The 13135-nt window shown below is 34.3% G+C and carries 10 protein-coding genes; 3 read left to right on the top strand and 7 right to left on the bottom strand.

Annotated features, from left to right (window positions below):
• Positions 1 to 176 precede the first annotated feature (176 nt).
• Positions 177 to 1412, top strand: a complete 1236-nt coding sequence (locus tag IQ05_RS11640) for a retropepsin-like aspartic protease (protein WP_144893148.1) — start codon at positions 177 to 179, stop codon at positions 1410 to 1412.
• 411 nt (positions 1413 to 1823) lie between these two features.
• Positions 1824 to 5075: a S41 family peptidase gene (locus IQ05_RS11635; protein ID WP_144893146.1), complete on the top strand. Its 3252-nt coding sequence runs from the start codon at positions 1824 to 1826 to the stop codon at positions 5073 to 5075.
• A 113-nt stretch (positions 5076 to 5188) separates the two neighbouring features.
• Here the strand turns inward: IQ05_RS11635 and IQ05_RS11630 are convergent, their stop codons facing one another.
• The 6 genes from IQ05_RS11630 to IQ05_RS11610 all read right to left on the bottom strand — a co-directional run bounded on the left by IQ05_RS11630 (position 5189) and on the right by IQ05_RS11610 (position 10353).
• Positions 5189 to 6148 carry a sodium-dependent bicarbonate transport family permease gene (locus IQ05_RS11630; RefSeq protein WP_144893144.1) on the bottom strand — a complete coding sequence of 320 codons (960 nt, stop codon included), beginning with the start codon at positions 6146 to 6148 and terminating at the stop codon, positions 5189 to 5191.
• 74 nt (positions 6149 to 6222) lie between these two features.
• Complete coding sequence (locus tag IQ05_RS11625) at positions 6223 to 7182, bottom strand: L-threonylcarbamoyladenylate synthase (protein ID WP_144893141.1); 960 nt, start codon at positions 7180 to 7182, stop codon at positions 6223 to 6225.
• A 3-nt stretch (positions 7183 to 7185) separates the two neighbouring features.
• Positions 7186 to 8022 (bottom strand): DUF6671 family protein, encoded by an 837-nt coding sequence (locus IQ05_RS11620; RefSeq protein ID WP_144893139.1) that lies wholly within the window; start codon positions 8020 to 8022, stop codon positions 7186 to 7188.
• Positions 8015 to 8317, bottom strand: a complete 303-nt coding sequence (locus IQ05_RS11615) for a hypothetical protein (protein WP_144893137.1) — start codon at positions 8315 to 8317, stop codon at positions 8015 to 8017. The genes IQ05_RS11620 and IQ05_RS11615 overlap by 8 nt, the downstream gene beginning before the upstream one ends.
• Before the next feature lie 2 nt (positions 8318 to 8319).
• Complete coding sequence (locus IQ05_RS15365) at positions 8320 to 8490, bottom strand: hypothetical protein (protein ID WP_158634591.1); 171 nt, start codon at positions 8488 to 8490, stop codon at positions 8320 to 8322.
• 348 nt (positions 8491 to 8838) lie between these two features.
• Positions 8839 to 10353 (bottom strand): DUF2254 family protein, encoded by a 1515-nt coding sequence (locus IQ05_RS11610; RefSeq protein ID WP_144893135.1) that lies wholly within the window; start codon positions 10351 to 10353, stop codon positions 8839 to 8841.
• Between the two features lie 163 nt (positions 10354 to 10516).
• Between IQ05_RS11610 and IQ05_RS11605 the strand changes: the two genes are divergently transcribed.
• Entirely contained in the window at positions 10517 to 10918 is a 402-nt protein-coding gene (locus IQ05_RS11605; protein WP_144893133.1) for a DUF2721 domain-containing protein, read from the top strand.
• A 39-nt stretch (positions 10919 to 10957) separates the two neighbouring features.
• On the opposite strand, the gene IQ05_RS11600 is transcribed toward IQ05_RS11605, so the two are convergent.
• Entirely contained in the window at positions 10958 to 13087 is a 2130-nt protein-coding gene (locus IQ05_RS11600) for a TonB-dependent receptor domain-containing protein (RefSeq protein ID WP_144893131.1), read from the bottom strand.
• Between the last annotated feature and the right edge of the window lie 48 nt (positions 13088 to 13135).

Here is a 13135-nt window from a genome sequence, read left to right as displayed (position 1 = left end):
TATAAACAATAGTATTGATTTGCAATTTTTTTTTCCACAAAGTTTATGGAAAATGAGACAGGAATAAATTAAAACCAAATCAAGCAGAGTTAGAACTTAAGGTCAGAACTTTTGAAAAATTTGTTTCTGCTAATTTACAGGTTGGCAAAACTTCAAAGAAAGCAAAAAATTAGTTTATGAAAATATATTTGGTTGCAGTTTTTTTGTTTGCAAACATTCTAAATGCTCAAAATAAGTACAATTTGAACGTTGGTGAAATAAAAGAAAAAAAATATCACTCAACTTTTGATTTTGAAGATATTAATGGAAAGATAATTATAGATGTCAAGATCAACAATAAAATACGAAAATTTTTTTTAGATACTGGTGCGCCTACAATGATTAGCAATGAAATCGCATCTGCTAAAAATTATAAGAAAGTTTTCAAGTCTGCAGTGACTGATGCTAACTCTACCACAGAAAATCTTGAAGTAATTCAAATACCTGAATTTTCAATTAACGACGTAACTTTTATTAATAATTATGCGTTAAAAATTAAAGACATGACAATTTTTGACTGTTTTAATGTTGAAGGAATAATTGGTAGTAATTCTTTAAGAAATTCTGTAATTGATTTTGATTTTAAAGCAAAAAAAATCACAATTACGAGCAATTTCGAATCATTAGGATATAGACAAATAAAAGAAAATAAGTTACTATTCAAAGATTTACAGAGTACACCAATACTAGAGATAAAAATGAAATTGGGTTATTTTAGATATAACGAAGAAGTTATTTTTGACACAGGTGATAATTCGTTTTATTCGATATCAACAAATAATTTGAATAAAATAACAACACTGATAAAGAAAAACCAAATACCAAAAGAATTACAAAATATAAATCAATCTGATTTACTGGGCATCATTGGGAGTTCGAATGGGAGTTTCACTTGGAGTCTTTTTGGAAATGAAAAAAATAATGTTCAGTATAAATTTAAAATTCAAGAATTTGATTTTAGCAGCACCCTTTTCAATAACATAATTGCAACAACAACCTATGGGGGCAATTCTAACATTGGTTCCGAAATTTTAAAATATGGAAAGCTTACTTTAGATTATAAAAAAGAGAAGTACTATTTTCAAGTATACGAGAATCAAAAAGAAATAAATGTAAACCATAATTTTAAAAGTATTTATCCAATAGTTGAGAACGATAAATTGATTGTTGGTGTAGTTTGGGATAGTAAAATCTCGGATAAGATAAACATTGGGGATGAAATTATGAGCATTAACAACACCGATTTAAGTCTATTCACCAAATGCCAAATTCTGAAAATGTCGTTTGAAAATTTTAAAGAGGAAGATAAATTAATAATGAAAATTAAAGATAAGGCAACCAATGAAATAAAGGTTGTGACAATTCAAAATTAAATAAAAAAAATCAGATCACACTGATTTTGAATCCTTGGCAACAAAACCCCTTGAAAATTGAACAGAAAGAAATATAATTATTGTTGGGCCTTCTTAAACTAATAATAAAATTCCGCTTAAATCCGCCGAATCAGACAGTCATTAATTTTAATAAATAGTATACACTTTTTGTGATTTACAAGACCGAAAACAAGAAGATGTAATAATTTATTCTTATATCGGTTTATTTATTTCTCCGTACTATACCTGACTTTTAAGCTTGTCTACCTGTACATAGCTGGCCAAGAAACGAGACTTGAACATAAAAAAGGTCTTCTCTGTTTTTGCTTTTTAAAATCCTAAAAGACAAAGTAAATATGTAACAGAATCTAAAAATAGGCTACTAAATTAAAAACTAAATTCTAATAAACTATGAACTTAAAATCTTCATTATACTGTGGCTTGTTGTTGGTAGCAAGCTCAGTATCATTCGCACAAGATGCCCTATGGTTGCGCCATCCCGCGCTCTCTCCTGATGGAAAAAACATTGCTTTTGGCTACAAAGGCGATATTTATGTAGTCAATGCCAAAGGTGGTACTGCAGTTCCTATTACCATTCATGAAGGACATGACATGATGCCTGTTTGGAGCAAAGACGGAAAGCAAATTGCTTTTGCTAGTGACCGCTACGGAAATTTTGATGTGTTTACGCTACCCGTAACTGGAGGTACTCCTACCCGACTAACCTTTAACTCAGCCGCTGATTATCCGTATGATTTTTCACCTGATAGTAAAAAGGTGTTATTTGGTTCTAGCCGCCAAACTAGCAGCAATAACATTCATTTTTACTCGCCGCGTTTGTTCCAAAACCTTTACACAGTTGCAGCAACTGGCGGAAAACCGGTGTTGGTTACTGAGGGCGGAATAGAATATGCGCGCTACAATGCAGCAGGAAATCAAATTGTTTTTCAAGACCGCAAAGGCTACGAAGATGCCTTACGCAAACACCACACCAGCAGTGTAACGCGTGATATTTGGGTATTTGATGTCAACAAAAAAACATACACGCAGTTAAGCACTTACGAAGGTGAAGACCGCGAGCCGGTATACAGCAATGACAACCAAAATATTTTCTTTTTGAGCGAAGCCGATGGCAGCAATCAAAATATTTTCAAGCAAAACCTTGGCGCTAAAACAGCAACGGCCATAACTACTTTCAAAAACAATCCGGTACGTCATTTAAGTGTGGCACAAGACAATACTTTGTGCTTTTCGCAAAACGGTGAAATTTATACTTTGAAGGAAGGTCAAAGCCCACAAAAAATAAAAATTACGATTCAAAATGATGGTAAAGGCAATGTGGAGAAAAACGTACCTATTGCAGGTTCTATTTCAGAGTTTGTACCAAGTCCTAACGGAAAAGAAATTGCAATTGTTTCTAGAGGTGAAATTTTTGTGACCAATGCCGACGGTGGAAGTACCAAAAGAATTACCAACACACCAGAACAAGAGCGCCATGTGCAATGGTCTCCTGACAGTAAAACGCTTATTTACGCCTCAGAACGTGGTGACAGTTGGGATTTATTTACGGCAAAAGTGGAACGAAAAGAAGAAGCTTATTTTTATGCTGCTACTTTAATCCAGGAAGAAAAATTGATTACGTCTGACAAAGAAGAGTTCCTACCTAAATTTAGCCCAGACGGAAAAGAAATTGCTTTTGTTGAAGAACGCAACATTGTTCGTGTGTATAATTTAGCCAACAAAACCACAAGAACCATTTTACCAGAAGGTAGAAACCACAGTTATTCTGATGGCGATTTTGGTTTTAACTGGAGCGATGATAGCAAATGGCTTTTTGTAGATGATAGCATGGGTAATTTTAATGCAACGCATACCGCGATGATCAAAGCCGATGGCTCCGAAACTAAATACCCAATTATGAGTGGTTTCGGAGAAGATGCAGCCAAACAACAAATAAAAGGCAAAGCATTAGCCTGGCTGAGCAGCAAAGAAGGTCGTAAATCATTGGCAAACCAAGGCAGCAGAGAACTTGATGTATACGCCGTATTTTTCGATAAAAAAGACTTTGAAAATTTTAAATTATCCAAAGAAGAAGCGGCACTAGCAAAAGAAATAAAAGACAAAGAGAAAGAAGCCGAAGACAAAAAAACAGCTGCTAGCACTGATAAAAACAAAAAAGACACTCCTAAAAAAGAGGAAGTTGTAGTTTGGAATCCAGATTTGACTGACCTTGAAACCAGAAAAGTTCGTGTTACAATTAACAGCTCATCTATTGCGGATTTTGTATTTAATGATGAAGGCAGTAAATTGTTCTATTTAGCTTCTTTTGAAAAAGGATTCGACCTTTGGGTAACCGATACCAAAACCAAAGAAACTAAGATTTTAGCCAAACTAGGATCATCGCCAAGTACTTTATTTTTAAGCAAGGACAACAAAACATTGTTTGTACGAAACGAAGGAGGCTTATCGAAAATTGATACGGAAGGCGGAAAAATTACTGGAATCCCTGTATCGGCAGAGATGGTTTTAAATACCGAAGCAGAACGTAACTATATTTTCAATCACATGTGGAGACAAACCGCTAAGAAATTTTATGATCCAAAATTACATGGTGTCGATTGGAAAATGTACAAAGATACTTATGCTAAATTTTTACCACACATCAATAATAACTATGATTTTCAAGAATTATTGAGCGAAATTTTAGGAGAACTCAACGCCTCACACACCGGAGGACGCTACAGCGCTAGTTTTCCTAATATGGATGTAACGGCTTGTTTGGGTTTATTGTACGATGAAAAAAACGCCGCGGACGGTTTAAAAGTTACAGAGGTTATTGTAGGCGGGCCTTTTGATAAAACAGGCTCAAAGCTAAAAGCAGGTGCCACTATCAATAAAATTGACAACGAACCAATTACTGCAGCTACAGATTGGGCTAAGTTTTTGAACAGAAGAACGGGTAAACTAATCCTAATTTCAGGTGTAGATGCTAATGGTGTACCGTTTCAAGAAAGTGTAAAACCGATTTCATTTGGTGAAGAATCGGGTTTAATGTACAACCGTTGGATTCGCAAGATGAATCAGATAACCGAAAAATTGAGTAACGGCAAAGTAGGCTACGTGCACGTACAAGGTATGAATGACGGCAGTTTTAGAGAAGTTTTTGACCAAGTAATGGGTAAAAATTTCGAAAAAGAAGCTTTGATTGTTGACACTCGTTTTAATGGTGGTGGCTGGTTACACGATGATTTGAATACGTTATTGAGTGGCAAACGCTACCTTGAATTTGCACCACAAGGTAACCGATTGAAAGATGCGGAGCCATTAGGGAGATGGACCAAACCTAGTTGTGTTTTAATGAGCGAAGGTAATTATTCAGATGCATTTATTTTCCCATACGTCTACAAACAAAACGGAATCGGGAAGTTAATTGGAATGGGAGTACCAGGAACAGGAACGGCTGTTTGGTGGGAAACTCAAATTGATCCATCTTTAGTTTTCGGAATTCCAATGGTAGCTACTATTGGAAAAGAAAACAGACCTACTGAAAACTTGCAAGTAAATCCAGATATTCCAGTTGCATTGAAATACGAAGATTATTTGAACGGACAAGACAAGCAATTAGAAAGAGCTGTAGAAGAAATGCTGAAAACTATTAAGTAATCATTCTGTTCCTAGAAGGTAATTTCATTAAAAAAATGAGAATATAGTAGAACAAAAAAAAGAGGTAGCTTTTTGAGCTACCTCTTTTTTTTACTCAATAATTGGGACCGAAATTAACAATTAATAATGGCAAAATATATTGGCATCCCAAAGGTGATATTAAAAGGAAATGTTACTGCTAAAGCCATAGGTAAAAATATTCCTGGATTTGCTTTAGGAACAGCAATTTTCATGGCCGCTGGAACAGCAATGTACGACGCGCTTGCAGCTAAGACAGCAAAGATGAAACGGTTCCCGATATCCTCTGTTACAAAGTGACTTAGATAGGCAACAACACTTCCATTAATTAAAGGAATTACTATGGCAAAGGCAAAACTGAACCAGCCACTTTTAAAGAAATCCCCCAATTTACGACCACTTACAATTCCCATATCAAGCAGAAACAAAGCTAAAAATCCTTTGAAAATATCGGTGGTAAAGGGTTTAATACCTAAAGCTTGTTGCTCACTCGCCAAAAAACCAATGAACAAACTCCCTAGAATTAACAACACGCTTCCGTTTGTGAAAGAATGGGTAATAATTGTTGACATCTTAGTTTTTAAAACGTTCTCGGTACTAAACAATCTAATTAAGATGACACCAACAATAATTGCCGGAGCTTCCATCAATGCCATCACAGCAACCATATGACCACTAAAGGTGTAATTTTGTAATTCTAAAAACGAAACCGCGGTTACAAATGTTACTGCACTTACAGATCCATAAGTAGCAGCAATAGCTCCCGCATTCTCAATGCTGTATTTTTTCTTTAAAATAAAAAAAGAATACAAGGGTATGATTAAAGCAATTGAGACCCCAAAAAATATGGCCCATATAATATCAATAGTAAAATGACTGTGAGCTAGCTCTTGACCGCCTTTAAAACCAATGGCAAATAAGAGGTATAAAGAAATAAACTTGGAACTTCCTTCAGGGATTTGCAAATCACTTTTGACTAAAACAGCAATAATTCCTAAAACAAAAAAGAGTAATGCCGGATTTGTTAAATTATCTATTAATAAATTTAAATTCATGAGTTAGTTTTTTTACAATCACATTAATGTCATGCAATTGAATTGATATAATTGTTTTGTTAGTGTTCTAAAAATTACTTTTTGGTAGCTCGTTGTAATCTGTCATTAATAGCTTTACCGAGTCCGCTATCTGGGAAACGCTCTGCTAGAATGACATCTAGATTTTTTTCATCCAATCTATGTAGTGCAGCGTATAATCCTGAAGCTGCCTCTAGTAATGAACCCGAAACTGACAAAACTTCTTGGGCACAAATAGATGTGTTTTGAACCTCTTGCTTAAAAGCCAAGACTCCCACTCTTTGATTTGCAAATTTGGCTACATCCGCACTTATCGTATCTGTAAGGTACGTGGTAGTATTAGGTGCGTAATGACGTGACAACATTCCTGGTGCAGGCGGTGCTTTTTCGTCATGCACTATTGTTTTAAGTGGACCAATGATGGCTTCTAAGTCCTCTATTGCTAGTGATCCCAAACGATACAGAATGGGTTCACCATCATCAAACCCTATAATTGTAGATTCAATTCCTCTTTCACAACTACCACCGTCTAAAATCATAGGTAATTTATTTTCAAAATAATGCGCAACATGAACGGCTTGAGTAGGACTTATAGATCCAAAAGGATTTGCGCTGGGTGCTGCCAATGGAAAATCCAGTTGCTCTAAAAGTGATAAAGTAACCTTATGATTAGGAACCCTAACTGCTACTGTATCCTTGCCGGCAGTAACCGAATCTGGAATTTGAGGTTGCTTTTTTAATACCATAGTTAGAGGTCCAGGCCAAAAGGCATTTGCTAGTAGCATCGCTTTTTCGGGAATTTCTCTAGCTATAGATGGTAAACTTTCAATAGATTTTATATGAACAATAAGCGGATTGAAAGAAGGTCTTTCTTTTATACTGAAAATAGATGCTATTGCTTTTGGACTAAAAATATTTCCTGCTAATCCGTACACCGTTTCAGTAGGAATCGCTATCACTTCATCTTGATTTAATAAAGCAACAGCTTTTTGAATGGAATTGTTTATTATACTCATTATTTAGGGGTTACAGTAATCACAAAAAGTAGGTTCTTCGGTCATTTTTTGATACGGAAAATTGATTTCGTGCGTATATTGGCATTTTTTGCAAGAATATATATGGCTCAAAGTAGACTGAGTAGGATTGGCACACCAAGAACATGGCAAACCGGGATTAACACTGGTCACAACAAAACCTGGAGTCATGCACTCAGGACATATAGATTGTATGGATTGCAACAATTTTTGGGTAGCGATCTCAATAACTTTCATCCGTGTGGGATTGTAATGGGCACGCATATCTGTTTCGGCGTATATCGTACCATACACCTCCATGATATAGTTGTAATATTTTTTTAAATCGTCTTCAGTTGTTATACCTTTAATGACTGCTTTATCATCATCGGCAATACTTCGCAAAATAATTGCATGTGATGGGAAATGAACTTTATGGGCAAATGCAGTCAGTGCCTCATAACTTGCAACAGCCTCACCGTAAAAATTAGTATCTAAACTGAGTTCTCTAACGATTATTTCAAGATCATTTTTTTTATCTATGAAAATCAGAAATTCTTCATCCGCTTGTGCAAAAAACAAAGACGGATGAGGACCAAAAGATCCTTCGCTAGCAAGACCTAAATCACAATCAAAAGCTTCCATCGCGGCTAGACATTTTTCCCGAACAGTTGCCACAGCCGATTCCTTTCGCTTAATTTCTCCTGAAAAAGTACCAAAAACATCCGTATCAAAATTAGAAGGCACAAAACAAGAAACGCCTAATCCATTTTCAAGAATGGGTGCAATGACCCTTTCCTTGTGGTGTTTTGTGGCAATTAGTAACGTTCTGCCATTAAACATCCGCCTCTTGTTTGAGTCTAGGTTGCATTTCAATTTGAATTACACCGTTTACACATAATTCCATATTTTTTGCATCGGCTTCTTTAATCAGTTCTTTAATATAATCAGAGGCTTCTTGTAATGTTTCTTTCCTTCTCTTAGAATGCAAATGGTCTTGGTCAAACCTAATTTCATTGCTAAATTGCTCTAAGTTGTGGTAATTGATTTTACTATTAATCAACGAGAACAATACTTTTCCGGCTTCCGTTGGCTCAAATTGACCTTCGACTAATTTAAATTGATACTCTTTTTTCATGATTATTCTAAATTATTTTGTTTTGATAAAATGTACACGCTGTACACTATTCCTAAACCTAAAATCAAAATAAAAAATACATTTTGAGGCGCTACGAGGTTCAGCAAAAAACCTGTCAACAACCAGAGCGCAGCAACAAGTAAACTTCCGTTAATTTTAAATTTAGTTCTCATACAGACACATTTGTTTGGTGCTGCAAATGTATCATGGTTATGTTATAAATTTTTATTTATATTTATAATGATATTCATAAAATAAATTAATGAATATACGCGTGGATGGTCGTGAAAATCATAGAGAATTGATTTTCGATTGAAAATTTTACAAATTAGCAGGTGATAATTGGATAGAAATTAAATATAGAAGTTTTAAAAACAATAAATTCTACAGAAAAAAAGTGAAAAATTTGGGTAAACGGTACAAGGAAGCAGCATAAATTGAAAACCAATTGCGCCAATCTATTTTAGAGTTATACTTTTTATAGAAAAATATGCAGACAATTTAATACTAGTTTTAAAACCTTAGTAATCATAGGCGTTTAAATAGGCAATAGCATCTGATTGAACCGAAGCAATTACTTCATTATCACTAACGCATTTAATCTCATAAAAGGATAAAATCTCTTTTTGTTTTAATCTCAAAATTTGCTGTTTTGCTTTTTTTCTAAATTGGGATAACTCATTCTCAATTGTGAATAGCTTTTCCTTTGATATTTTCAGCGTACCGTTAGCATGATTGGTTAAGTTGTAAATATCTGACAGTTCCATTTCCTCCACTTGTTGAATTAAAATTTTTAAATGGAATGGATTTTCAACTAATGGGAGTATGATTCTAATAGATCGGATGATTCGTTTGATTACAGTGGGATCTTCCTTGCCCCATTGAAAAATTTGATCGTAACAAAAATCGATAAACTCCTCAAAGTTGAATTCATTTACTTGTATATGCTCCGATTTAAGTGACTTAGCATCAGTTGATGGAAACTCTTTCATTGCTAACTCCTTTGCAATTTCCCCAATTTGGTCTATACAATTCAGGCAGGTTGTGGGATCGTTTACCGCTGGTGAAATGGCTTTTATGGCTATATCAACTAGTTTTCGAACACCAAAATTGATGTCTTGAGTGTGGCTTCTAAATTGTTCTACCTTAAATGCGTTTTTCACAATGGCGCCTACTTCTTTTTGCAACTCTTGAACTTGAGCTGGAGTAAGATTTTGGTCAAAAACTAATGTTAACAAGGTAGTTGTCCCTTTCATAATAAACTCCCCAACGATAGGTTTTTGGAATGCATTTTCAAAACAAAATCCTACTTCCGATTGCAATACATACTCCGTAACCTTTTTGAGTTTACCATAATTAACGCTATCTAAATACCCAGAATCAAAAGGACTCACAACAGATACCTTGAATTTGTCTGGATGAATTATGGCCCGTTTGTACAACAGATTTTTTCCTAAACACCAGTTTTCTTGATATAAAATATTAATTTCCTCAATCATGTCTACTTTGATCCTATTGGTAATACTGGATACATTCATATTGATACTCAAATAGGTAATCATGTTAGGGTAAGACCAAGACAAACCATAAAAAGCCAATAAAGTCCCCAAAGAAAGTGTTACCAAAAATGGAGTATTCGGGCAAAAAACAGAAGCAAATTGCGGCAAAATACACAGTGAAATGGTTCCCACAAAAAGACCTATAAATTTTTGCATTTTAAAATCATTAATCAAAAAATGTCTTAAAATGCGTGGCGAAAATTGCGATGAAGCCAGTTGCATAACTACAAAAATGACCGAAAATGTAGTGAGCGATATACCTATTAGAATCGAAATCAACACATTCGTCACAGAGATGAGCCTAGTGTAAGTATCTAAAATATCAATATTAAAAATAGTCCCAAAATCTACTGAATATTCTAAAATCATTACAGCCGAACCTATAACTACTGCATATAAAACTCCTAGAAAAGTACCTAAATCTTTTAGTTGGTGAATCAATATGTTTTTTAACTTGTATTTTAATGTTTGCGGCATACCTTATTATTAAGAAAGTAAAATTAATATAAATGATGATATAAATCCTGATGGCTGGTAATTTTAGTAATTTTGTAAAAAGAATTAATGCTAAAATAAAAGCATGAGTTTTTTTAAGAATCCATATTTGCATTTTTAAACCTTTTTCAAACAGTAAGCTCAAATGATTTTACAAATAGAAACTCCTGCACTCCTTTTTGGCGCAACATCATTAATATTATTAGCCTACACAAATCGGTTCTTGACCATTGCAACTATTGTTCGCGGACTAAAGAAAACTTATAAAGAAAAAGAAAACAACTTGATTTTACTGGAAATAAAAAACCTCAACTTGCGCCTTACCTTAATTAGAAACATGCAAATGGCTGGTGTTTTAAGTCTTTTTTTGAGCGTATTTGCAATGTTGCTGTTGTTTTTACAACAACAAACAGCAGGTATATACCTATTTGGCCTTAGCTTGCTAGGTTTACTGGTATCCTTGGCTTTATCATTTTGGGAAATCAGTATTTCTGTGAATGCTTTGCGCTTGCATTTAAGTGATTTGGTTCAAAAAGAAACTCCATAAAAAAAGCTGTAACATGATGTACAGCTTTTTAGAAATTGTTTATTGGTTGATTAAACCGCCTTCTTCTTTTTTCTCGTTGTTTAATAAACTCGGATTTTCCTTTGCCAATTTGTTCTTAGTTGGTATTTTGTAGTTCAAACTAAAACCAAATTTTCTTGTGTCTTGCTTACTGCTTATGAGTAAAGGCGTCTCAAAGGAATTGAATGCGTTTCTATTCGTATTCAAAATATCATCAGCAAAAAGAGATACTGTCAACTGATCTTTTAAGAATTTTTTCGAAAAAGTAAAGTCTAATGAATTTCTAAGGGGCTCTACCGCAATAAAGTAAAAATAATTTCCTCTTGGAATAACGTAATTATAATTGGCAACAAATTTTACTTTTTTGGGTAAAAGTATCTGAGACATAAAATTAAACATCCAAAAACCATTTGTATCTACTTTAGGAATTTGATGGTATTGGTAGCCCGCATAGACGTATAAAAAATTCATGGTGTCAGGATTTACGTTCATTTTCATAGTTTCGGCTAGGCCTTTGGTAAACAACATATAGGGAATAGGCATTCCTACACTAAAATTATGAATCTTAACTTCTGGAATATTTTCATTTGTATTAACTACACGATTATTAGTAAGTAAAACTCTATTGATCACTTGGTTTTTTGCCACACTCATGTTGTAGCTTATAAATGCGTAATCAAAAGCACTCAATTTAACTTCATAATTATCAAAAATGGTAGGCTGCAAGTTAGGGTTACCAGAATATGCAACATTAGGGTTTTGATAATTAGTATTATTGGGGTTCAATGCCGATGTGCTTGGTAACGTAATTTTTTTGTTGTAGTTCATATTAAAATTAATGGCATTACTAAAATTGTACTGCGCACTTGCATTGGGGAAAAACCTGAACTGATTAAATTCTGCTAGTTTTGAAACATCAGTATTTCCAGTAATTTTATAATCTTCGGCTCTACCACCTAGAATAAAATTAACTTTATCAAATTTAGTTTGAAATTCTAAGTAAGTTGAAGCGGTTCTGCGCTTGTAATCTAAGTTGGTTACACCTCTATTTGAAGCATCAAACAAAAGCTCTTCATACAAGGCTCCTACATTCAGTTTACCTTCATCAGAGAAAGCAATCGGTTGAGAGTAATCTACTTTTGCATTAAACAACTCTTGTTGTGAAGCATTGTCTAGTAATGGAGTTGTGGAACCGGCTGGAGCCAATTGAAATTCATTTGAATTGCTGTTATAGTTGAATTTAAACTCCAGTTTTTTGGCTGCATTATCAAACTTTTTTTGATAGGTAATTACCGCGTCATGACGAAAACCACCGCTCATTGAAGCATCATCAGTTGTGAAACCCGGACCATTTGAAAGCGTTTGACTGTTGTTATTATTGTGTGTCAGATCATAATTAAGGAGTAATCTATCTTTACCAATATCAAAAGTAAGCGCTGATTTTACATAATTATTTCTCCCCACACGATCAGCTTCTGTTGCTGTTAGTAAAGCACTACCTCCGTTTTCTTCATTTTTTAAGGAAGTCCATAAAGCACTTTCTCTATAATTTTGACCCAAGTTTAATTGCCATCCAAAATATTTATTCTTGGCACTCAATAACACGCTATTGTTCATTCTCCAGCGAACATCATCATAACTGGTAAAACTGCTGCTGTTAGTATATGTAGCACTCAAATAATTTTTCGCGTTTTTGTTGGTAATAATATTAAGGATTGCACCACCGGAAGTAGCCGGAAACTCAGCTCCTGGTTGTGTAATAATTTCAATTTTTTCAATAGCATTTGCTGGCATTCCCTCTAGGAAAGCATTGAGTTCATTAGTAGAAATATTAAGTGGTCTTCCATCCATAAACACATCCAGCTGCTTACCTTGAAACATCATACCGGCAATATCTGATGCTATCAATCCTGGTAATTTCTTGATTCCTTCTAGCACAGAACCAGTATTTAAGCTTGGTTGATCCGAGAAGTTAAAAATGGTTCGGTCTGCTTTTTGCTCCACTGCTTTTTTAGTTTTTACAATGGTTACTTCTTTCAACTCTGTAGTTTTTTCTGTTTCGGTTTCAGGAGTTTTCTCCGGAGTTGTTTGAGCCATACTGCGCGTCATAGAAATCAAACTCAACAAAATAATAAAATGTATCTTTTTCATGTTTTTTATATCAGATACCCCATAAGACATCTTTATAAAGGAAATGTT

This window comes from Flavobacterium tiangeerense, from assembly GCF_007830355.1.
Lineage (GTDB): Bacteria > Bacteroidota > Bacteroidia > Flavobacteriales > Flavobacteriaceae > Flavobacterium > Flavobacterium tiangeerense.
This window is presented reverse-complemented; position numbering and strand designations above follow the sequence as displayed.